We start from the raw sequence: 21132 nt of genomic DNA on the forward strand, positions 1-21132 counted from the left end.
TCCATGTCTTGGCGGCCCTCGGGAAGCAGCAGCTTCAGGCTCTCGAGCGACAGTGCTTCACCGAGTGGCACCGTGCGGCTCTGTCTCCCCGGGTGTTGAACGATGAGTCCTCTGGCGGCCAGCCCCTGGAGGGCTCCTCGGATGGTGGTGCGCGACACCCCATAGCGCTGGGCCATCTGCCGCTCGGAAGGCAGCCGGCCCTTGGGCCACTGCCCCAGGGCAATCGTTTGCTCCAACTGCTCCGCCACCCTCGACACGAGCCCCTTGTGTTCCATCCTCGCCGCCCTCCTCGTTGCACGCCTCCTCCATCCAAGCAGAGGCCTCTGACAACGCGTGCGGCAGTCCGAATGGGTAGCTGCGTTCATCTCCGCCACATGCTTGCGCCTGACCGGACTGCCCTGAAGCAGCTCAGGGAGCGTGCTCCGCCAGCCATCGGGAGGACGGCTCGGCATCGGCCTTCCGGCCCTGCTGGCTCCAGTCCTCTCGGGCCTGGGTGGCCGGCTCTCGGGCTCGGGGACGATTCTTCCGCGTCTCCCAGAGCGCAGGGGCCAGCAGGATGCGTGTCTCGGCGCGCAGGCCCTCCGGAGCCAGCTTCAACGCGCGCTCCAGGAAGGGGAGGGCGTCGGCGGGCCGGTGCTCCTCCAGCCCAAGGCGGCCCATCCCCAGGAGGATCTCGGCGTGATCCAGGTGCTCGGGGGGCAGCACCTTCTCCTGAAGGGCCAGGGCGCGCGTGTACTGCTCACGAGCCTCCGCGAACCGGCCCAGCTCGCGGAGGGCGTTGCCCAGGTTGTTGAGCGTGTTGGCGATCTCCGGGTGCTCCGGCCCCAGCGCCTTCTGCTGCAGCGCCAGGGCGCGCTCGTGCATCTGGCGGGCGTCGTCGTACCGGCCGAGCTCTCCGGAGATGACACCCGGGTTTCACCGCCGCGAAGGCCTTGAGCGCCGCGAACCCGGACTGGCTCATCGTGCCGGGCACCACGTATTGGGAGGCCGTCTCGGGGATCCGGCGCAACCGCACGCCCTACAACACCGCAGGCACCTGGCTCAACGTGTTCATGGGGCCGGAGTTCTTCTTCGCGTCCCCGGCCGGCCTGCCGCTGAACGAGGACGAGAAGGAGCACGCCTTGAGGAGCAGGACCTGGAGGGCGTCTTCACCATCCGCCACGTCCGCTTCGGCATCGAGATCTGCAACGACTACCGCCAGCGCAACTTCGGGGACTACTACGATCAGCACTTCGGCGGGCAGCAGGGCGTGGACGTCCACCTGCTGCCGACGCACTCCGTCAACGTCAAGACGGTGAATCACGACGGCCGGCTGGGCGCGAACGGCACCCCCATCCGCTTCACCCACAGCCGCTCGCGCCAGCGAGCGCCGCTCGACGTCGATCACTCCGTCTACGTGCAGCGCACGGGAGTCCTGCGGGGCGCCGCCCCCGCGCATGCGGCGAACGGCCCCTTCGAGCAGTTCGTGGCCTTCACGGAGCTGTTGCTGCCCCCGTGAGCGCTGGCCTCAGGGAATGCGCGTGAGCGCTTCCTGCCCGAAGCTCACGCGGGCCCACCACGGGCCGGGGGGCAGCGCATCCAGCCCCAGCAGCGCCTCCAGCCGCTGGGCGGTGTCCGCGGGCAGGTTCTCCCGGAAGGCCACCCCGAAGATGGGCGTCACCGGCGAGTGCGCCCGGAAGGCCGTGGACGTCCACACCACCTCGCCCGGCAGCAGCAGCGGGCCGGGCGCCAGCTCCATCTCCAGCAGGAACGGCGTGCCCACCTTCACGATGGGCGGCAGCGACGGAGCGTCCACCTCCATGCCCACGCCGCCGCGCGAGATGTCCCGCACGTAGAACGCCGGCGAGAAGGGCGTCGCCTCGATGGCGCGCACGTTCAGCGGCACGCGCGGGTAGCGCCGCAGCTTCTCGTGCTCCTGCGCGAAGATGCGCTGCAGCACCGCGTCCAGCGCCGCGCGGTCCACGTCCGTCGCGTACTTCACCGTCAGGTGGTAGCGCCCGCCGGGCCGCGGCGTCACGTTGATCACCTCGCCCACCACCTCCACGGGCTGCGCCACTCCCTCCGCCTGCATCTCGAAGACGAAGCGCGTGCCGCGCGCCAGGCTGCGCCGCGTCTCGAGGGTGACGCTCCCCTGACCGACACTCCGGGTGTACTCGTCGATGAGCGCCTCGGGAGTCTTGTAGCTCACCTTCAGGCGAACACTGGAATCGTGCGGGGAGATCTGCATGCGCGGGCTCACCCATATGGTCGGGCGAGCGAGCCAAAAAGACAAGGCCGGGCCTCCCTCACGGGTAGCCCGGCCTTTTCGTGTTCAGCGGTCAGGCCCGGGTGATCACGACTTGCCGCTGTTGTCCGCAGGGATGGCGCCATCCACGGTGATGGACAGCGACTCGTTGGCGTAGACGTAGCTGCCGTCGGACGTCTTGATGGTGCCGTCGAGCTTGATGCTCACCGTGCCCGAGGTGGCGCTGGTGGCCGTGGCGGAGATCGTCTCGGTGATGTCCGCGTCGATGTAGTCGTTGATGTCGCCGGTCAGCTCCAGCTTCCCCTTGAGGCGCATGGACAGCTGCCCCGAGGAGAGGATGGCGGACATGTCGATCTCCGTCGTCATCTTGCCGTCGAAGCTGTTGACGCCGTCCTGGTTGCAGTCCTTGTACTCGGTCTCGTACTTGAACTTGCCCTGGTTGCCGGTAGCCGTGACATCCAGCTTCATCGAGACCGTGCCGCCCTTGGCGCAGTCGACCTTGAAATCGAGGGCGCCGGTGGCGGCGCCGCTGGCCAGCTGACGCAGCAGCGACTGGCTGTTGGTGCTGCCTCCCTGGCCCACCGGCTGGCTGGCGGCGAACAGGGCCTTGGCGGCGCCCTCCTTGCCACCCCCGAGCTTCGCGCCATCCCCGCCGCCACAGGCAACGAGGGCGGTGGTGGCGGCGGTGAGGAGCGAGAGACGAACGATGCGGAACATGTGCTGAGCCTCCTGGAAGGAGGGTGCCTGGCACCCTCCCATGCGGCCCGTCCTCCCGGCGAGGACGAGCGGCTTCCCCCGGTGGGGAAGGCCTCGCCGGCTTAGCAGAGCGCCGAACTCCCGCTCAATCCGAACTCCCCCGTAGCGGGCGCTGTGGGTCCACCGGCGCCACCGAGCGGGGCCGATCCATGCCTGTTGCATTTCTTGACCCGGTGGGAGGCCGCGCGTATTTTCCGCGCCGAAGTGGCAAGGAGTGGGAAGCAGTGGCGGGAAATCCCGTACCGTGGTGGGGCGGCGCACGCTCCTGAGGGGAAGCGCTCCCGGTGTTCCGTGGCGTCTATGAGCACCAGATCGACGCGAAGGGGCGGACCAGCCTCCCGGCCAGGCTGCGGGAGACGCTGGTGGGCGCGTACGACGAGCGCCTCATCCTCACCACCGCGCTGGATCCCTGCCTGCACGCCTATCCGGTGCGGGAGTGGGAGGCGCTCGAGACGGCGCTGGGCAAGCGCAACCCCATGGAGCCAGGGGTGAAGACGCTGATGCGGCTCTACGTGGCCAGCGCCCAGGAGTGCCCGCTCGACAAGATGGGGCGTGTCCTCGTGCCGCCCTCGCTGCGCGCGCACGCGGCGCTGGAGAAGGAAGTGGTGTGGGTGGGGATGGTGAAGGTGATCGAGCTGTGGAGCCGCGCCGGCTGGGCCAAGGCCCAGGAGGACGCTCGCGCCGCGGCGGACTCGGCGGATGTCGCCCGCGTGCTCTCCGAGCTGCGGCAGTAGCCAATTTCTCGACGGACTACGGAAAACCCGGGAATGTGGGGAGGTGTATGAACCAGGTATCGGAGGCGAGGCGGGTTCTCACGTCGGTGGCGAGCACCGGCCGCGTGGAGACGCTGATGCTGGAGGGCGAGCTGGGCGAGCAGGCCCTGGCGCAGGTGTGCGAGGAGCTCGCCGGCCGGCTGCACCGGGGCGTGCGCCAGGTGGTGGTGGACTTCAGCGAGGTGGCGCACCTGGACTACCGCGGCGTGAAGCCGCTGATGGCGCGCGCCGAGGCCTTCCGCCGCGCCGGTGGGGACATCAAGCTTGCGGGCCTGTCGCCGTACCTGGCCGCCATCTTCCGGGCCGCCGGAGCGCACGACCGGTTCGAGATGTACCCGCATATGAACGATGCCCGGGCGGCCTTCGCCCTCATGCGGGCTCCCTTCGTCTAGCGCCAGGGCTCCCTTTGGCCTTCAGCCACCAGACCGTCCTCCTGGAAGAGACGGTGGAGCTGCTGCACCCCGGAGCGGGCAAGGTGATCGTCGACGGCACATTGGGGGGCGGTGGCCACACGGAGGCGCTCCTGGCTCGGGGCGCCACCGTCATTGGCGTGGACCGCGACCCGGTGGCGCTCGAGGCGGCCACGGCCCGGCTGGGGGCCAACCCGCGCTTCCAGGCGCGCGCCGGCAACTTCGGCGAGCTGCCCCGGGTGGTGGCGGACGTGCTGCCGGTGGACGGGGTGCTGGTGGATCTGGGCGTGTCCTCTCCGCAGCTGGATGTGGCCGAGCGCGGCTTCTCCTTCATGAAGGACGGGCCGCTGGACATGCGCATGGGCGCCGAGGGGCGCACCGCCGCGGAGCTGATCGCCGAGGAGGACGAGCGCGAGCTGGCCCGCATCATCTATGAGCTGGGCGAGGAGTCCTTCTCGCGGCCCATCGCCCGGGAGCTCAAGCGCGCCCTGCCCACGCGCACGCTGGAGGCCGCCGAGGTGGTGAAGCGCGCGGTGCCTCGCAAGGCGTGGCCGAAGAAGATCCACGTGGCGACGAAGACTTTCCAGGCGCTGCGCATGGCCGTCAATGGCGAGCTGGAGGCGCTGGACGCGCTGCTCGGCGCGCTGCCCTCGCTGCTCAAGGTGGGCGGGCGCGCGGCCGTCATCGCGTTCCACTCGCTCGAGGATCGCAAGGTGAAGGAGGCGTTCCGCGCGCTGGTGGGGCAGTGCCGTTGCCCGCCGGGCCTGCCGGTGTGCGCCTGTGGCGGCCAGGGCGACTTCGCCCCGGTGACGAAGAAGGCCGTCTCCGCCTCGGAAGCCGAGGTGGAGGCCAACCCCCGCTCTCGCAGCGCGCACCTGCGCGTGGTGGAGAAGATCCGATGACCCAGGTGAGTCCGCGCAACAATGGAGTGTCGGTGGGCCGCGTGCTGCTGCACCTGCTGCCGGCGGTGCTGCTGGCCGCGCTCTTCGCGGCGGTGGGCATCCTCCACGTCACCAGCCGGGTGCTGGTGGTGGACATGGGCTACCGGCTGTCCAAGGCGGAGGCCGAGAGCCGCGGCCTGACGCGCGAGAATGATCGGCTCAAGCTGGAGCTGGCCACGCTCCGGGCTCCGGCGCGCCTGGAGCGGCTGGCGCGCGAGCAGCTGGGGATGATGATGCCCCCGGGCTCGGCCGTGGTGGCGCTGCAGCCGGAGCTGCCGAGCGCGCGCCGCAACGGCAAGGCCGCGGCCCGCACGCCCGCGGGGGTTCGCGTGGCCGATCGGGAGAGCGCCCGGTGAGGGACCTGAAGGCGGCGCGCGTTCCCGAGTCCAACACCCGGTGGCTGCGGCTCCGGGTGATGCTGATGGGCGGGTTCTTCCTGAGCCTGCTCGCGCTGGCGTTCGGCCGTGCCGTCTACCTGCAGGTCTACGAGCAGGACAAGCTGCGCGGGCTCGCGCAGGACCAATACGTCCGGCAGATCGAGATCCCCGCGCGGCGCGGCGACATCTTCGATCGGCGTGGCACGCCGCTGGCGCAGAGCGTGGAGGTGGACTCCATCTGGGTGGATCCCTCCATGCTGCCGGATGTGAAGAAGGGCGCGCGCTCGCTGGCCAAGGCGCTCAAGCTCAACGGCGGGGACACGGAGGACTTGCAGGCCCGGCTGCAGCGCGCCAAGCGCTTCGCCTGGGTGAAGCGCCAGGCCAGGCCGCAGGAGGTGGAGGCGGTGAAGGCGCTGGGGCTGCCCGGGATGGGCTTCACCAAGGAGCCCAAGCGCTTCTATCCGCAGCGCGAGCTGGCGGCGCAGGTGGTGGGCGTGGTGGGCACCGACGGGCGCGGCCTGGAGGGGCTGGAGCTGGCCTTCGACGACGAGCTGTCGGGGCAGAACTCGCGCCTGTCCGGCTTCCGCGACGCCAAGGGCCGCAAGCTGCTGGTGCAGGGCACGTTGGACCCCATCGAGCGCGAGGGCGCCGCCGTCACCCTGACGCTGGATCGCCACCTCCAGTACGTGTCCGAGAAGGCGCTCTACCGCGCGGTGGAGGACGCCAAGGCGGTGGCGGGCATGGTGGTGGTGCTGGATCCGAAGACGGGCGAGCTGCTCGCCCTGGCCAGCTCGCCGGGCTTCAACCCCAACACCCCCGAGGCGCTGCAGCGCGAGGCCATCCGCAACCGCGCCGCGCTGGACACCTTCGAGCCGGGCTCGACGATGAAGTCCTTCGTCGTCGCCGCGGCCCTCGAGGAGAAGGTCCTCAAGACGGACGACGTCTTCTTCTGCGAGAACGGCGCGTGGAAGATTGGCCGCTACACCATCAACGACACGCACTCGTACGGCTGGCTGGCGCCCAAGGCCATCCTCCAGCTGTCCTCCAACATCTGCTCGGCCAAGGTGGCCCAGGTGCTGGGGCGTGAGAAGCTGGTGGCCTACTACCACGCGTTCGGCTTCGCCGAGCGCACCGGCCTGGCGCTGCCCGGCGAGGGCAAGGGCGTCATTCCCTTCCCCAAGGCCGAAGTCTCCCTGGCCACCCAGTCGTTCGGCCAGGGCATGACGGCCACCGCCGTGCAGCTGGCCTCCGCCTATGGCGCGCTGGCCAATGATGGCGTGCTGATGCGGCCCTACCTCATCTCCAAGGTGGTGGACCCCGACGGCGTGGTGCTGCTGGAGAACCGCCCCACGGAGGTTCGCCGCGTCGTGTCATCCAAGGTCGCTCGCCAGGTGGTGGGCATGCTCGAGAGCGTGGTGACCAAGGAAGGCACCGCTCCCAAGGCCGCCATGGAGGAATACCGTGTCGCCGGAAAGACAGGCACCGCACAGAAAGCGGATCCCGTTGCACGCGGGTACTCAGACAAGCGGATCGCTTCCTTCGTCGGCATGGTACCGGCCGACAATCCGCGCGCTGTCATACTCGTAGTGGTGGACGAGCCCAAGACGGACGTGTACGGGGGTCTTGTGGCTGCCCCCGCTTTCAAGGAAATCGCTACCGCCGCCATGGCTCATCTCGCCGTGCCTCCTTCGCGCCCGCTCGCGCCAGAGGTGGCGGTAGCACCGGTCGTGTCCCCGGTGGCGGCAAAAGCCCCTGTACCTCCCAAGCCCGCGCCGGCTCGGCCCATGGTGGCCGAGCAGGAGGGGGCGGGGGAGGGCACGGTCCGTGTTCCGGACGTGCAGGGGCAGGTCGGACGCGAGGCCGTGGTGAAACTGCTCGCCGCGGCTTTGGAGCCACAATTGTTGGGCAGTGGACGCGTGGTATCGCAGACCCCCGCCGCCGGTGCTCTGGTGGAGAAGGGGGCACGGGTGACGCTGGAGCTGGCGACGCGGCCATGAGGCCGCACCAGTCCGGGCCCCGCGCTTGCAGTTGCGTTTGAAGGGGAAACGATGAAGCTGACGGATGTCCTCGCAGGGTGTGGAGCCGAGCAGATCTCGGGCGGTAGGTCCTCGGTTGATGTCACGGGGGTGACGCAGGACTCTCGCCGGGTGAAGGCGGGCGATCTCTTCCTGGCTGTGCCAGGGACGAAGGAAGATGGGGCCCAGTACATCGGTGAGGCGGTCTCTCGTGGGGCCGTGGCCGTGGTCTCCGAGAAGCCCGTGGGCTCCTCGCAGGTGCCGTTCTTCGAGGTGAGCAGCGCGCGCAAGGCGCTGGCGCTCATCGCCGCCAACTTCTACGGGCGCCCCGCGCAGCAGCTCACGCTGCTGGGCGTCACCGGCACCAATGGGAAGACGACGACGACGTACCTGCTGGAGGCCATGAGCACCGCGGCGTACGCCTCCACGGGCGTCATCGGCACGCTGGGCTACAAGGTCGCCGGCCGCACGGTGGAGCTTGCCAACACCACGCCGGACGCGCTGGAGCTGCACCGCATCCTCAAGGAGATGGTGGACTCGGGCGTGGAGACGGTGGTGATGGAGGTGTCCAGCCACGCGCTGGTGCAGGAGCGCGTGCACGGGCTGACGTTCAAGGCCGCGGCCTTCACCAACCTGAGCCGCGACCACCTGGACTACCACAAGGACATCGAGGACTACTTCCAGGCCAAGCGGAAGCTCTTCGGCGAGCACCTGTCGCCCACCGGCGTGGCGGTGGTGAACGGGGACGACACCTACGCCTCGCGCATCTACAACGAGCTGCGCGGCCAGAAGCGCATGGCGTGGAAGTTCAGCCGCCTGGGCAACGGGGAGATCTCCGCCACGGACGTCTCGTACTCGCTGCAGGGCATCAAGGCGACGCTGAAGACGCCCGCGGGCGACATCCCCGTGAAGAGCCGCCTGATGGGGCCGCACAACCTGGAGAACATCCTGGCGGCGGCCGGCGTGGCGCTGGGCGCGGGCATGGCCCGGCGCGACGTGCAGACGGGCATCGAGCGCATGACGAAGGTGCCCGGCCGCATGGAGCGCGTGGAGAACTACATGCCGGGCCCCGCGCCCGCGGTGCTGGTGGACTACGCGCACACGGATGACGCGCTCAAGCGCGCCCTGGAGGCCACGCGCTCGCTGGCCAAGGGCCGCGTCATCGTCGTGTTCGGCTGCGGCGGAGACCGGGACAAGGGCAAGCGCCCGCTGATGGGCACCGCGGCGGCCGAGGGCGCCGACCTGGTGGTCGTCACCAGCGACAACCCGCGCACGGAGGATCCGGAGGAGATCATCTCCCAGGTGACGCCGGGCCTGGAGAAGGGCGGGCTGCGGCGCATCTCGGCGGGCAAGGCCAAGAGCGGCGAGAAGGGCTACCTGGTGGACGTGGACCGGCGCGCCGCCATCGAGACGGCCATCGGCATGGCGAGCGCGGACGACGTGGTGCTCATCGCCGGCAAGGGCCACGAGGCGTACCAGATCATCGGCGGCGAGAAGCGCTCGTTCGATGACCGCGAGGCGGCCACCAAGGCGCTCGCGAGCCGTCCCCAGGGCTGAGCCCAGCGCGACGCCGGAGCCCTCATGGCCGCTCGATTCACCGACGAAGAAGTGGCGAAGGCAACCGGGGCGCAGCGGCGCTCCGGGTTCGCTCCGGCGACGTACACGGACGTCTGCACCGACACGCGGGCGCTCAAGCCGGGCTGCCTCTTCGTGGCGCTCCAGGGCGAGCGCTTCGACGCGCACACCTTCCTGGCGCAGGCCCGGGCCGGTGGCGCGGCGGCCGCGGTGGTCCGGGATGACCGGACGCTGCCGCCGCTGCCGGGCAGCTTCCCGCTCTACGCGGTGCCGGACACGCTGGAGGCGCTGGGGGCCCTGGCCCGCCTGCACCGCCAGCGCTTCCGCATCCCCGTGGCGGCGGTGGGCGGCTCCAACGGGAAGACGACGACCAAGGAGATGGTGGGGGCCATCCTCGCCACGCGCGGCCCGGCGCTGAAGACGGAGGGCAACCTCAACAACGAGATCGGCGTGCCGCTCACGCTCTTCCGGCTCGAGCCGGAGCACGTGGCGGCCGTCATCGAGGTGGGGATGAACCACCCGGGGGAGATCACCCGCCTGGCGCGCATCGTCGAGCCGGACGCGGGCCTCATCACCGTGGTGCAGCCCGAGCACCTCGAGGGGCTGGGCAGCATCGAGGGCGTGGCGGAGGCCGAGGGCGAGCTGTTCCGCGAGCTGAGCGCCGAGGCCGTGGCGGTGGTGAACCTGGATGACGCGCTCATCCCCGCGCAGGCGGCGCGCAGCAAGGCCCGCAAGCTGACGTTCGGACGCGCGGAGGCGGCGGACGTGCGGCTGGCGAAGGTGGAGACGCTGGGCCGCGACGGCCTGCGCGCCACGGTGAGCCACCAGGGCAGGGACTGGCCGGTGCGGCTGCACTTCATCGGCGAGCACAACGCGCTCAACGCCACCGGGGCGTTCGCGGTGGGGCTGGCGCTGGGCTACTCGCCCGAGGAGTGCACGCGGGGCCTGGAGGCGGCGCGGCCCTACGCGCGGCGCCTCAACGTGGTGGACGGGCTGGGCGGCATCACGGTGGTGGACGACTGCTACAACGCCAACCCGGCCTCCATGGACGCGGCGCTGGACACGCTGCGCACGCTGGTGCCCGCCCATGGGCGCGCGGTGGCGGTGCTCGGAGACATGCTGGAGCTGGGCCCGGGCGAGCTGGAGGACCACAAGGCGCTGGGCTCGAAGGTGACGGACAAGGCGCGGCTGGTGGCCTTCTTCGGCCCGCGCTCGGAGCACGGCTTCCGGGCCGCCTCCAGCCTGGGGGACTCGGCGGCGCACTTCGTCGAGGTGGAGGCGCTGGTGGCCTGGCTGAAGCCCCGGCTGAAGGCGGGGGATGTGGTCCTGGTGAAGGGCAGCCGCGGCATGCGGCTGGAGCGGGTGGTGGCGGCCCTCACGGGAGCCGCGGCACCCGGAGGAGCGCACTAGTGCTGTTCCTGCTTTACGAGTGGCTCAAGGACACGGGAGCAGGGCGGATCCTCAACTTCCTGCGCTACCCCACCTTCCGCATCATCGCGGCGGGGGTGTTCGCCCTGCTCCTGGGGATGCTGGTGGGGCCCAAGCTCATTGCCCGGCTGCGGCTGAAGCAGCACGGGCAGAGCAACGTCCGCGAGGACACCCCGGACACCCACCAGAAGAAGAAGGGCACGCCCACCATGGGCGGCCAGCTCATCCTGCTGTGCATCGGCGCGGGCACGCTGCTGTTCGCGGACCTGAAGAGCCGCGCGGTGTGGGTGATGCTGCTGCTCACCTTCGGCTACGGCTTCATCGGCTTCCTGGATGACTGGCTCAAGCTGTCCAAGCGCAACTCCAAGGGCCTGGCCGGGCGCAAGAAGATGGTGCTGCAGACCTTCTTCTACCTGGTGGCCATCTTCGGGCTGATGTGCACGTGGACGAAGGCGGACGGCTCCTTCGGGCCCACGCTGCTCATCAGCACGAAGGTGACGCTGCCCTTCATCCCCTCGCACTGGTTCAGCCCGGACCTGGGCTGGTTCTACGTGCTGTTCGGCTGGATCGTCGTGGTGGGCACCTCCAACGCGGTGAACCTCACGGACGGCCTGGACGGCCTGGCCATCGTGCCCACCATCGTCGCGGCCACCACCTTCGCCATCCTCTGCTACGTGGCGGGCACCACGCTGAACATCGCGGACTCGGCCACGGTGGACGGGGTGACGCGCACGGTGGCCACGCCGCTCTACCAGTACCTGGGCATCCTCCAGGTGCCGGGCGGCGCGGAGCTGTCCGTCTTCTGCGCCAGCATCGTGGGCGCGGGCATCGCCTTCCTCTGGTTCAACACCTACCCGGCGTCCGTCTTCATGGGCGACGTGGGCTCGCTGGCCCTGGGGGGCGCGCTGGGCGGGCTGGCGGTGCTGTCCAAGAACGAGGTGGTCTCCGCCATCATCCACGGCATCTTCTTCGCGGAGATCCTCAGTGTGATGATTCAGGTCGTCTCCTTCAAGACGACGGGCAAGCGCGTCTTCAAGATGGCCCCGGTGCACCACCACTTCGAGCTCAAGGGTATGGCCGAGCCGAAGATCATCGTCCGTTTCTGGATCGTCGCCATCCTGTGTGGTGGCGTGGCGCTGCTGTCCCTCAAGCTGCGCTAGGAGTCGCATCCCATGCCATCCGCGCTGTCCGGTCAGAAGGTGCTGGTGTTCGGGCTGGCGAAGAGTGGAGTGGCGGCCATCCGGCTGCTGCTCTCGCAAGGAGCCCACGTCACCGCGCTCGACGCGCGCGACGAGCAGCAGCTGGGCGACGTGGCCCGCGAGCTCAAGGCGCAGGGCGTGAAGCTGGTGACGGGGCCGACGCCGCCGGGGCTGCTCGAGGAGCAGTTCCTCATCGTGGTGAGCCCGGGCGTGCCGCTGTCGCTGCCGGAGCTGAAGGCCGCGCGCAAGGCGGGCATCCCGCTGTGGGGCGAGATCGAGCTGGCCTGGCGCTCGCTGTCCACCGTGCCGCTGTTCGGCATCACCGGCACCAACGGCAAGAGCACCACCACGGCGCTCACCGGCGAGCTCTTCAAGCGCGGCGGCGGCCGGACCTTCGTCGGCGGCAACCTGGGGCTGCCGCTGGCCGAGGCGGCGCTCAAGCCTCGGGACTGGGACACGCTGGTGGTGGAACTCTCCAGCTTCCAGCTCGAGGGCATCCTCCAGATGAAGGCCCGGGGCGCCGTCATCCTCAACCTCACGCCTGACCACCTGGACCGGTACCCGAACCACGAGGCCTACGGCCAGGCCAAGGCGCGCATCTTCCTCAACCAGAACCTGGGGGACTTCGCGGTGCTGAACGCGGAGGACGCGCACGTGATGCGGCTGGGCAACCACGCCAACGTGCCCGCCTACGGCTTCAGCCTCTCGGGGACCGTGGAGCCGGGAGGCCCCCGCCTGAAGGGGCTGGCGGTGGCGAAGGAGGGCGGCTTCCGCCTGGACTTCCTGGGCGAGGACTACACGCTGACGAACCGGGCGCTGCGCGGGGCGCACAACACGCAGAACGCCATGGCGGCCACGCTGCTGGCCCGGCTGGGCGGCGTGTCGCGCGAGGCGGTGCAGGCGGGGCTCGACAGCTACCCGGGCCTGCCCCACCGTCTGGAGAGCGTGCGAGTGCTGGACGGCGTGGAGTGGGTGAACGACTCCAAGGCCACCAACGTGGACTCGGTGCTGGTGGCGCTCAAGGCCTTCCCGGGCAACCTGCTGCTCATCGCGGGAGGGAAGGGGAAGGGCGCGCCCTACCAGCCCATGGTGGACGCGAGCCGAGGCAAGGTGAAGGCGGTGCTCACCATCGGCCAGGACGCGGAGACGGTGGCCGCGGCGTACGCCGGCCAGGCTCCCGTGCACCCCTGCGGCACGCTGGACGTGGCCGTGCGCAGGGCACGCGAGCTGGCGAAGTCGGGGGACACGGTGCTGCTGTCTCCCGCGTGCGCGTCATACGATCAGTTCAAGAACTTCGAGGACCGCGGCGACACGTTCAAGCGGCTCGTGCAGGCGCTCTGAGAGACAGGCCATGAAGACACCCGCGGCGCCCGCAGTCCGGTTCGATCCCATCCTCCTGTGTGCCGTGCTGGCGCTCGTGGCGCTGGGGCTGGTGATGGTCTACTCGGCCAGCGCCATCCTCGCGCAGGACAAGCTGGGCGACAGCCTCTACTTCCTCAAGCGCCAGCTGATGGCCGCCGGCATGGGCGTGGTGGCCATGGCCGTGGCCATGAAGCTGGGCTGGCGCCGGCTGGCGCGCCTGGCATGGCCGCTGCTCATCGTCACCCTGGTGCTGCTGGTGGCCGTGTTGATTCCGGGCATCGGCACCACGGCGGGCGGCGCTCGGCGGTGGATCCGCTTCCCGGGCTTCGGCCTGCAGCCGGCCGAGGTGGCCAAGTTCGCCTGGGTCGTCTACCTGTCCTACTCGCTGGCCAAGAAGCGCGAGAAGGTGGCCACCTTCTCCGTGGGCTTCCTGCCGCACCTGCTCTTGTGCGGCGTGCTGGTGCTCTTGTGCATGCGCCAGCCGGACTTCGGCAGCTCCGTGCTGCTGGTGTTCCTGCTCTTCGTGCTGCTGTTCGCCGCCGGCACGAAGCTCAGCTACCTGGTGGGCTCGGTGCTGCTGGCGCTGCCGCTGGCGTACGTGGCGATTGCCTCCAGCCCCTACCGCATGAAGCGCGTGATGGCCTTCCTGGACCCCTGGGCCCACCGCCATGACGTGGGCTACCAGGTGGCCGAGTCGCTCATGTCCATCGGCTCGGGAGGGCTCACCGGCCTGGGGCTGGGAGACGGGCGGCAGAAGCTCTTCTTCCTGCCCGAGGCCCACACCGACTTCATCTTCGCCATCATCGGCGAGGAGCTGGGCCTGGTGGGCGTGACGCTGCTGGTGGCGCTCTACGCGGTGGTCATCTGGCGCGGGGTGCGCATCGCCATGGCGTCGCCGGAGCCGTTCGGCACGTACCTGGGGCTGGGCCTCACCTCCATCATCGCCTTCCAGGCGGCGGTGAACATGTGCGTGGCCATGGGGTTGCTGCCCACGAAGGGCCTGACGCTCCCGTTCGTCTCCTATGGCGGCACCTCGCTGCTGGTGTTGATGGGAGCCGCGGGGGTGTTGCTGTCACTGAGCACCGCCTCGCAGCCGGCGGGCCGGACGGCCCGGGCGGGCATGGACATGCGGGAGGTGGCGGCGTGAAGGTGCTCATCGCGGGTGGCGGAACGGGTGGTCATCTCTTCCCGGGCATTGCCCTGGCCGAGGAGGTGACGACGCGTCACCACAAGAATGAAGTGGTCTTCGTCGGCACCGAGCGAGGCCTCGAGGCGCGCGTGGTGCCGAAGGAGGGCTACCCGCTGGAGTTCATTCGCGCGCAGGGACTCAAGGGCAAGGGCCTGTGGCAGCTCATCAAGGGCCTGCTGGCGCTGCCGCTGGCCTTCATCGAGTCCTTTCGCATCCTCTCGCGCCACAAGCCGGACGTGGTGGTGGGCGTGGGCGGCTATGCCAGCGGGCCGGTGGTGATGGCCGCCTGGCTGATGGGCATCCCCACCGCGGTGCAGGAGCAGAACGCGCTGCCGGGCTTCACCAACAAGACGCTGGGCAGGTTCGTCAAGGTGGTCTTCACCGCCTTCGAGGAGGCCAGGCGCTTCTTCCCCGAGGGCAAGGTGCACCTGGTGGGCAACCCCATCCGCCGCAAGCTGATGGACAACTACCTGCGCTCGCACGTGGCGCACGAGCGCTTCTCCATCCTCGTGTTCGGCGGCAGCCTGGGCGCCAAGGGCATCAACCAGCGGGTGGTGGAGGCGCTCGACTTCCTGGGGGACTTGAAGGACCAGATCACCTTCGTGCACCAGACGGGGAAGAACGACCTGGAGATGGTGCGCAAGGGCTACGCGGACAAGGGCTTCCAGGCCGACGTGCGCGAGTTCATCGACGACATGTCGGACGCCTACGCCCGGTCGGACCTCGTCGTGTGCCGGGCGGGCGCCACCACGCTGGCCGAGCTCACGGTGTGCAAGAAGGCCAGCATCCTCATCCCCTTTCCGTACGCGACGGATGATCACCAGGCGGTGAATGCCCGCGCGATGGTGGAGGCCGGCGCCGCGATCATGTTCCGCGAGTCGGAGCTCACCGGGCAGAAGCTGGCCGAGCAGATCCGCCTGCTGAAGACGGAGCCGGCGCGCCTCAAGCAGATGGAGAAGAAGGCGGGCCTGCTGGGCCGCCCCGAGGCCTCCAAGGAGCTGGCGGACGTGTGCGTGGAGCTGATGGTGGCGGCGTACGGGCCCAATGGCCGCGATCGCCCGGCCAAGGATGAGGCGCCCAAGGCCTCCAGGAGCGAGTGAGTCATGACCAAGGCCGGCGGCAAGCCTCAGAGCCTCTTCAAGACGCGCCATGCGGCGCAGGTGCACTTCGTGGGCATCGGCGGCATCGGCATGAGCGGCATCGCCGAGGTGCTGCTCAACCTGGGCTACCGGGTGTCGGGCTCGGACCTGAAGGGCAGCGACATCACCCGGCGGCTGGCCTCCATGGGCGCCACCATCTACGAGGGCCACAAGGCGCAGAACCTGGTGCAGGCGGACGTGGTGGTCATCTCCTCCGCGGTGAAGAAGGACAACCCGGAAGTCGTCACTGCGCGTCAGCGGAAGATCCCCGTCATCCCCCGCGCGGAGATGCTCGCCGAGCTGATGCGCCTGAAGTACGCGGTGGCGGTGGCCGGCAGCCACGGGAAGACGACGACCACCTCCATGGTGGCCACGGTGCTCTCGGCGGCGGGGCTGGATCCGACGGCGGTGGTGGGCGGCAAGGTGAACGTGCTCGACTCCAACGCCAAGCTCGGCAAGAGCGAGCTGATGGTGGTGGAGGCCGACGAGAGCGACGGCAGCTTCCTCAAGCTGCACCCGGCCATCACCGTGGTGACGAACATCGACCCCGAGCACATGGACCACTACGGGACGCTCGAGGCGTTGAAGTCGGCCTTCGTGGAGTTCTGCAACCGGGTGCCCTTCTACGGGCTGAACGTCCTGTGCCTGGACCACCCCAACGTGCAGGCGCTGGTGCCCCGGTTGGAGAAGCGCGTCGTCACCTACGGCAGCTCGCACATGGCGGACTACCGCCTGGAGGGCATCACGCTTGAGGGCTTCACCACGCGCTTCAGCGCCTTCCGGCGCGATGAGCCGCTGGGCGAGTTCCGCGTGCGCATGGTGGGCGCGCACAACGCCCTCAACGCCCTGGCCGTCATCGCCGTGGCCGAGGAGATGGAGATCCCCCTCGACACCGTGCGCGGCGCCCTGGCCGAGTTCGGCGGCGTGCAGCGGCGCTTCACGGTGAAGGGCGAGGTGAACGGCATCACCGTGGTGGACGACTACGGGCACCATCCCACCGAGGTCATGGCCACTCTGGCCGGTGCGCGGCGGGCCTTCGGCCGGCGCCTGGTGGTGGCCTTCCAGCCGCACCGCTACACGCGCACGCACGATCTGCTGAAGGAGTTCGCCACCTCCTTCAATGACGCGGACGTGGTCTTCGTCTCCAGCGTCTACGCGGCCGGCGAGGAGCCCATCCCGGGCGCCACGGGCGACGCGCTGGCGGAGGCCATCCGAGAGCACGGCCACCGCGACGTGACGTTCGTGGAGAAGCGCGTGGACCTGCCGGCGGCCATCGCCCCGCGTCTGCGCGAGGGCGACATCGTCCTCACGCTCGGCGCCGGCGACATCACCCAGGTGGGGCCGGACCTGCTGGCGCAGCTCGGCAAGGGCGGGGCCGCCAAGGGCGGGTGAGCATGACGGCGCGCATCGCATCCTCCCTCCCGGAGCGGGTGTCGCTCCTGGGCGGCTGTGAGGTGAAGGCGGGCGAGCCGCTCGCGCCCCTCACCAGCGTCCGGGTCGGTGGCCCGGCGGAGGCGCTCGTGCGTCCGCGCAGCCCCGAGGCGCTCGTGGCGCTGCTGCGGCTGGCTCGGGAGGAGGGCGCTCCGGTCACCATCCTCGGAGGTGGCGCCAACACGCTCGTGGGAGACGGGGGCGTGAAGGGCATCACCCTGCGCCTGCCGGGAGACCTCTTCCCGGAGGTGGTCGAGCCCGGCGCGGAGGAGGGGACGCTCACCCTGGGCGCGGGCGCAGCCATCGTCCGGCTCATCAACCTGATGCGCGCCAACGGCCTGGTGGGCGCCGAGTTCCTCGCGGGCATCCCCGGCACGCTCGGCGGCGCGGTGTCCATGAACGCCGGCACCAAGAACGGCGAGTGCTTCCGCGTCGTGGAGGCGGTGGAAGTGGCCACCGTGGACGGGGTGGGGTGGCTCACCAAGGCGCGGATTCCGCACGCCTACCGTCACTCGGAACTGCCCCCGGGCGCCGTGGTGACGCGGGTGCGCTTCCGGCTGCCCAAGGGGGACCTGGTGGCCTCCAAGGCGGCCATGGACAAGGACCTGGGCTACCGCAAGAGCACGCAGCCGCTCAGCCAGCCGAACTTCGGCAGCGTCTTCACCAACCCGCCGGGCGACTTCGCCGGGCGGCTCATCGAACTGGTGAAGCTCAAGGGCCACACCCTGGGCCGCGCCCAGGTGTCCACGCTGCACGCCAACTGGATCGTCAACCTGGGCGGTGCCGCCGCCCGCGACGTCCTCGGGCTCATCACCCTGATGCAGGAGCGGGTGAAGGCCGAGACGGGCGTCGAGCTCAAACCCGAAGTCAAACGCGTAGGGGAGTTCCTTCCGTGAGCGTCCTGTCCAAGTCCGATCTGAAGAACAAGCGCGTGGGCGTGCTGATGGGTGGCCTGTCCGCGGAGCGCGACGTGTCGCTGCGCACCGGAGCCGCCGTGTCCAAGGCGCTGCGCTCTCTCGGCTACGACGTGGTGGAGATCGACGTGGGCAAGGACATCGCCGCGCGCCTGGCCGCGGAGAAGGTGGATGTGGCGTGGATCGCCCTCCACGGCCGCTACGGCGAGGACGGCTCCATCCAGGGGCTGCTCGAGTCGCTCTTCATCCCCTACACCGGCAGCGGCGTGCTCGCCTCGGCGCTGGGCATGGAGAAGGTCTACGCCAAGCAGGTCTTCACCCACCACGGCATCCCCACGCCTCCTTATAAGGTGTTCACCGACGCCGCGACCGCCCGCGCCGCCGTGGACTCGCTGCCCTTCCCGTTCCCCGTCGTCGTCAAGCCCAGCCGCGAGGGCAGCAGCGTGGGCGTCCACGTCTGCAAGACGAAGGAGGCCTACCTGGCCGCCGTGGACGACGCCTCGAAGTTCGCCGGCTTCCTCCTGGTGGAGCAGTTCATCAAGGGCCGCGAGGTGCAGGGCGCCGTGCTGGACAACGAGGCCCTGGGCGTCATCGAAGTCGTCGTCGCCCGCGAGTTCTACGACGCGGAGGCCAAGTACAAGGCCGGCAGCGGGACGAAGTACCTCTTCCCCGCGCCGCTGCCCGAGGCCCAGTACACCCGCGTCAACGAGGTGTGCCTGGCCGTCCACAAGGCGCTGGGGTGCTCCGGAGCGTCGCGCTCGGACGTCATCGCCACCGAGTCCGGGGACGTCTACGTTCTGGAAATCAACACCCTGCCAGGTATGACGGAGACGAGCCTGCTGCCGAAGATCGCCGCCGGAAGGGGTATCGACTTCCCCGCCCTGTGCGAGCGCATCCTCCTGACGGCCTCGCTCAAGTCCTGAGAGCGCGCCGGCGCTCTTTTCCCCCAGGAAGATAAGGGGTTTCCCTGAGCCCCTCCGCTACAGCCACGTACCTGTAGCCAAAAACTGGCGCGCCGATCCAACCCGGCGCAGCATGCGGACCTGTTTTCCATGGCCTTTGGGAAGTCCAAGAACCGTCGCCGCGTCGACACCGCCCAGAAGAAGGAGGCGGTGAAAGGCGTCGTGCGGACGCACGGGGCACCCGTGCTCAAGGGCCTGCTCGCCGCGGCGCTGACGGCGGGGCTCATCTGGGGCGGCATCGAGCTGCGCGCCTGGGCGCTGAGCTCCCCGCGCTTCCAGCTGCAGGACGTGAACTTCTCGGGCCTCACGCGGGCCTCGCGCCCGGAGCTGGTGAAGCTGTCCGGCCTGGCGCTCGGACAGAACCTCTTCTCCATGGAAGTGCCGCTGCTGGAGAAGGCCATGCTCCAGCACCCGTGGGTGCGCAGCGTGGAGGTGACGCGGCACTTCCCGGCCTCCGTGTCCGTCCAGGTGGTGGAGCACACCCCCGAGGCGCTGGTGGTGCTGGGCGACTTGTACGTGCTGGACGCGGAGGGCGAGCCCTTCAAGCGGGTGACGCCCGGAGACGGGCTGGACCTGCCGCTCGTCACTGGCGTGGAGCGCGATGCGTACGTGAAGGATCCCGCCGTGGTGCGCGAGCGCCTGAAGGCGGCGCTGGAGGTGGCGCGCTCGTACTCGGCGCTCAAGCTCGGCCGCCACGAGCGGCTGTCCGAGGTGAGGGTGGAGGGCACGTCCCTGGCGCTGGTGACGGTGGCCGGCCAGGAGGTGCTGATGGGGGAGGGGAACACGGAGGCCAAGCTGACGCGCCTGGCGCGCGTGCGGCGCGAGCTGAGCGCCAAGGGGCTGGCCGCGGATGTCATCCACCTGGACAACCGGGCTCGGCCCGGCTGGGTGGCAGTGAAGCTTTCGAGCCCCGTCTCCGAGAGGAACGGGAGCTCGGCGCAGTAGGGAACGCCCTTTCACGAGAGTGGGGGCACCGGGAGGCAGTGGTCATGGCGAAGCAGAAGTCTGGGGAGATCATCGTCGGCCTCGACATCGGCACGACGAAGATCTGCGCGATCGTCGGTGAGCTCACCGACAGCGGGATCGACATCATCGGAATCGGCACCCACCCCTCCAAGGGGTTGCGCAAGGGCGTCGTGGTCAACATCGAGGCGACCGTGTCCTCCATCCGCCGGGCGGTGGAAGAGGCCGAGCTGATGGCGGGGGCGGAGATCTCCCACGTCTACACGGGCATCGCCGGAGGCCACATCAAGGGCTTCAACTCCCAGGGCATCGTCGCGGTGAAGGACAAGGAGGTGCGCGAGGCGGACATCGCCCGCGTCATCGACGCCGCCAAGGCGGTGGCCATCCCGCTGGACCGGGAGGTCATCCACGTCCTGCCGCAGGAGTTCATCATCGACGACCAGGGCGGCATCAAGGAGCCGCTGGGCATGGCGGGCGTGCGGCTGGAGGCCAAGGTGCACATCGTCACCGGCGCCGTCTCCAGCGCGCAGAACATCGTCAAGTGCGCCAACCGCACCGGGCTGAACGTCGCCGACATCGTCCTGCAGCCGCTGGCCTCCGCCGAGGCCGTGCTCAGCGACGACGAGAAGGAGCTGGGCGTGTGCCTGGTGGACATCGGCGGCGGCACCACGGACATCGCCATCTTCTCCGGCGGCGCCATCGTCCACACCGCCGTCATCGCCCTGGGCGGCAACAACCTCACCAGCGACATCGCCATCGGCCTGCGCACCCCGGCGCACGAGGCCGAGCGCATCAAGCAGAAGTTCGGCTGCGCGCTCGCCTCCATGGTGAACAAGGACGAGACCATCGAGGTGCCCAGCGTGGGCGGCCGCCAGCCGCGCGTGCTCGGCCGGCAGATCCTCTGCGAGATCCTCGAGCCGCGCGTGGAGGAGATCTTCCAGCTCGTCCACCGGGAGATCCAGAAGTGCGGCTACGAGGACCTGCTCGCCTCGGGCGTCGTCATCACCGGCGGCTCCACGCTGCTGGCGGGCATGCCCGAGCTGGCCGAGGAGGTGCTCGGACTGCCCGTGCGGCGCGGTATGCCTCGCGGTATCGGTGGCCTGGTGGACGTGGTGAAGAGCCCCATGTACGCCACCGGCGTGGGCTTGGTCGTCTACGGCGCTCGCCACCTCGACCGGCGAATGTTCCGGATTCGCGAAGAGAACGTGTACAAGAAAGTGAAAGGCCGGATGCGCGAGTGGCTGGAGGAAATTTTCTAGCCTGACTGCGCGCCCGAAACCCGGAAAGCAAGAAGAGGGATCCCGAATGGGATCCCTCTTTTTTTTGATCAACATTCCTCGGGTACAATCGTTAACGCAACGCTTCGGGTAGGCCGCAGTAGTCCAACTGATCACGTCGTTACCCAGATCCGACACGACCGCAGCATGAGGCCGCTCCCCGGAGTGGCCCCGTC

Annotated in this window: 20 protein-coding genes and 1 pseudogene; 17 read left to right on the forward strand and 4 right to left on the reverse strand. The window is 69.6% G+C overall.

Annotated features, from left to right (window positions below; all coding sequences use genetic code 11):
• Window positions 1-95: 95 nt before the first annotated feature.
• Together KY572_RS48180 and KY572_RS24230 are read right to left on the reverse strand one after the other, a co-directional pair.
• Window positions 96-452: pseudogene (locus tag KY572_RS48180) on the reverse strand (FadR/GntR family transcriptional regulator); the annotation flags it as partial.
• Window positions 409-903: a tetratricopeptide repeat protein gene (locus tag KY572_RS24230; RefSeq protein ID WP_224245548.1), complete on the reverse strand. Its 495-nt coding sequence runs from the start codon at window positions 901-903 to the stop codon at window positions 409-411. The gene KY572_RS24230 and the pseudogene KY572_RS48180, both read right to left, overlap by 44 nt.
• Window positions 904-979: 76 nt before the next feature.
• Between KY572_RS24230 and KY572_RS24235 the strand changes: the two genes are divergently transcribed.
• Window positions 980-1498: a hypothetical protein gene (locus tag KY572_RS24235; protein ID WP_224245322.1), complete on the forward strand. Its 519-nt coding sequence runs from the start codon at window positions 980-982 to the stop codon at window positions 1496-1498.
• Between the two features lie 9 nt (window positions 1499-1507).
• On the opposite strand, the gene KY572_RS24240 is transcribed toward KY572_RS24235, so the two are convergent.
• Together KY572_RS24240 and KY572_RS24245 are read right to left on the reverse strand one after the other, a co-directional pair.
• Window positions 1508-2227, reverse strand: coding sequence for a PilZ domain-containing protein (locus KY572_RS24240; RefSeq protein ID WP_224245323.1), 720 nt, complete (start codon window positions 2225-2227; stop codon window positions 1508-1510).
• Window positions 2228-2332: 105 nt separating this feature from the next.
• Window positions 2333-2962, reverse strand: coding sequence for a hypothetical protein (locus KY572_RS24245; RefSeq protein WP_224245324.1), 630 nt, complete (start codon window positions 2960-2962; stop codon window positions 2333-2335).
• Window positions 2963-3285: 323 nt separating this feature from the next.
• Between KY572_RS24245 and mraZ the strand changes: the two genes are divergently transcribed.
• From mraZ to ftsA, 16 genes are all read left to right on the forward strand, one after another.
• Window positions 3286-3735 (forward strand): division/cell wall cluster transcriptional repressor MraZ, encoded by a 450-nt coding sequence (mraZ, locus tag KY572_RS24250; RefSeq protein ID WP_224245325.1) that lies wholly within the window; start codon window positions 3286-3288, stop codon window positions 3733-3735.
• A 47-nt stretch (window positions 3736-3782) separates the two neighbouring features.
• On the forward strand, window positions 3783-4166 hold the full coding sequence (locus KY572_RS24255) for an STAS domain-containing protein (protein WP_224245326.1): 384 nt from the start codon (window positions 3783-3785) through the stop codon (window positions 4164-4166).
• A gap of 14 nt (window positions 4167-4180) precedes the next feature.
• The gene (gene rsmH, locus KY572_RS24260; RefSeq protein WP_224245327.1) at window positions 4181-5086 is read left to right on the forward strand and encodes a 16S rRNA (cytosine(1402)-N(4))-methyltransferase RsmH; all 906 of its coding nucleotides are present in this window, start codon (window positions 4181-4183) and stop codon (window positions 5084-5086) included.
• Window positions 5083-5481 (forward strand): cell division protein FtsL, encoded by a 399-nt coding sequence (ftsL, locus tag KY572_RS24265; protein WP_224245328.1) that lies wholly within the window; start codon window positions 5083-5085, stop codon window positions 5479-5481. The genes rsmH and ftsL overlap by 4 nt, the downstream gene beginning before the upstream one ends.
• The gene (locus tag KY572_RS24270; RefSeq protein ID WP_224245329.1) at window positions 5478-7499 is read left to right on the forward strand and encodes a penicillin-binding transpeptidase domain-containing protein; all 2022 of its coding nucleotides are present in this window, start codon (window positions 5478-5480) and stop codon (window positions 7497-7499) included. The genes ftsL and KY572_RS24270 overlap by 4 nt, the downstream gene beginning before the upstream one ends.
• Before the next feature lie 51 nt (window positions 7500-7550).
• A complete protein-coding gene (locus tag KY572_RS24275) occupies window positions 7551-9074 on the forward strand; it encodes a UDP-N-acetylmuramoyl-L-alanyl-D-glutamate--2,6-diaminopimelate ligase (protein WP_224245330.1) in 1524 nt (507 codons plus the stop codon).
• 24 nt (window positions 9075-9098) lie between these two features.
• Complete coding sequence (locus KY572_RS24280; protein ID WP_224245331.1) at window positions 9099-10502, forward strand: UDP-N-acetylmuramoyl-tripeptide--D-alanyl-D-alanine ligase; 1404 nt, start codon at window positions 9099-9101, stop codon at window positions 10500-10502.
• Window positions 10502-11680, forward strand: coding sequence for a phospho-N-acetylmuramoyl-pentapeptide-transferase (gene mraY / locus KY572_RS24285; protein ID WP_224245332.1), 1179 nt, complete (start codon window positions 10502-10504; stop codon window positions 11678-11680). Before KY572_RS24280 ends, mraY begins: the two co-directional genes overlap by 1 nt.
• A 12-nt stretch (window positions 11681-11692) precedes the next feature.
• Window positions 11693-13060, forward strand: coding sequence for a UDP-N-acetylmuramoyl-L-alanine--D-glutamate ligase (gene murD, locus KY572_RS24290; protein WP_224245333.1), 1368 nt, complete (start codon window positions 11693-11695; stop codon window positions 13058-13060).
• Window positions 13061-13070: 10 nt separating this feature from the next.
• Window positions 13071-14228: a putative lipid II flippase FtsW gene (ftsW, locus tag KY572_RS24295; RefSeq protein WP_224245334.1), complete on the forward strand. Its 1158-nt coding sequence runs from the start codon at window positions 13071-13073 to the stop codon at window positions 14226-14228.
• A complete protein-coding gene (murG, locus tag KY572_RS24300; RefSeq protein ID WP_224245335.1) occupies window positions 14225-15370 on the forward strand; it encodes an undecaprenyldiphospho-muramoylpentapeptide beta-N-acetylglucosaminyltransferase in 1146 nt (381 codons plus the stop codon). The genes ftsW and murG overlap by 4 nt, the downstream gene beginning before the upstream one ends.
• 3 nt (window positions 15371-15373) lie before the next feature.
• Window positions 15374-16801, forward strand: a complete 1428-nt coding sequence (gene murC / locus KY572_RS24305) for a UDP-N-acetylmuramate--L-alanine ligase (protein WP_224245336.1) — start codon at window positions 15374-15376, stop codon at window positions 16799-16801.
• Window positions 16802-16803: 2 nt separating this feature from the next.
• Window positions 16804-17736: a UDP-N-acetylmuramate dehydrogenase gene (gene murB, locus KY572_RS24310; RefSeq protein WP_224245337.1), complete on the forward strand. Its 933-nt coding sequence runs from the start codon at window positions 16804-16806 to the stop codon at window positions 17734-17736.
• 47 nt (window positions 17737-17783) lie between these two features.
• Entirely contained in the window at window positions 17784-18677 is an 894-nt protein-coding gene (locus KY572_RS24315; protein WP_407659993.1) for a D-alanine--D-alanine ligase, read from the forward strand.
• A 129-nt stretch (window positions 18678-18806) separates the two neighbouring features.
• Window positions 18807-19661, forward strand: coding sequence for a cell division protein FtsQ/DivIB (locus KY572_RS24320; RefSeq protein WP_224245339.1), 855 nt, complete (start codon window positions 18807-18809; stop codon window positions 19659-19661).
• 44 nt (window positions 19662-19705) lie between these two features.
• Entirely contained in the window at window positions 19706-20938 is a 1233-nt protein-coding gene (gene ftsA / locus KY572_RS24325) for a cell division protein FtsA (protein ID WP_224245340.1), read from the forward strand.
• Window positions 20939-21132 lie beyond the last annotated feature (194 nt).

Origin of the sequence: Hyalangium gracile, from assembly GCF_020103725.1 — a bacterium.
Classification (GTDB): domain Bacteria; phylum Myxococcota; class Myxococcia; order Myxococcales; family Myxococcaceae; genus Hyalangium; species Hyalangium gracile.

Excerpts from the sequence above, each read along its gene's own strand:
- ftsW (WP_224245334.1), top strand. The coding sequence starts at position 13,071 with ATGAAGACACCCGCGGCGCCCGCAGTCCGGTTCGATCCCATCCTCCTG.
- KY572_RS24240 (WP_224245323.1), bottom strand. The coding sequence starts at position 2,227 with ATGCAGATCTCCCCGCACGATTCCAGTGTTCGCCTGAAGGTGAGCTAC.
- ftsA (WP_224245340.1), top strand. The coding sequence starts at position 19,706 with ATGGCGAAGCAGAAGTCTGGGGAGATCATCGTCGGCCTCGACATCGGC.
- murC (WP_224245336.1), top strand. The coding sequence starts at position 15,374 with ATGACCAAGGCCGGCGGCAAGCCTCAGAGCCTCTTCAAGACGCGCCAT.
- KY572_RS24255 (WP_224245326.1), top strand. The coding sequence starts at position 3,783 with ATGAACCAGGTATCGGAGGCGAGGCGGGTTCTCACGTCGGTGGCGAGC.
- KY572_RS24275 (WP_224245330.1), top strand. The coding sequence starts at position 7,551 with ATGAAGCTGACGGATGTCCTCGCAGGGTGTGGAGCCGAGCAGATCTCG.
- KY572_RS24315 (WP_407659993.1), top strand. The coding sequence starts at position 17,784 with ATGGGTGGCCTGTCCGCGGAGCGCGACGTGTCGCTGCGCACCGGAGCC.
- murD (WP_224245333.1), top strand. The coding sequence starts at position 11,693 with ATGCCATCCGCGCTGTCCGGTCAGAAGGTGCTGGTGTTCGGGCTGGCG.
- KY572_RS24245 (WP_224245324.1), bottom strand. The coding sequence starts at position 2,962 with ATGTTCCGCATCGTTCGTCTCTCGCTCCTCACCGCCGCCACCACCGCC.
- ftsL (WP_224245328.1), top strand. The coding sequence starts at position 5,083 with ATGACCCAGGTGAGTCCGCGCAACAATGGAGTGTCGGTGGGCCGCGTG.
- murB (WP_224245337.1), top strand. The coding sequence starts at position 16,804 with ATGACGGCGCGCATCGCATCCTCCCTCCCGGAGCGGGTGTCGCTCCTG.
- KY572_RS24280 (WP_224245331.1), top strand. The coding sequence starts at position 9,099 with ATGGCCGCTCGATTCACCGACGAAGAAGTGGCGAAGGCAACCGGGGCG.
- KY572_RS24320 (WP_224245339.1), top strand. The coding sequence starts at position 18,807 with ATGGCCTTTGGGAAGTCCAAGAACCGTCGCCGCGTCGACACCGCCCAG.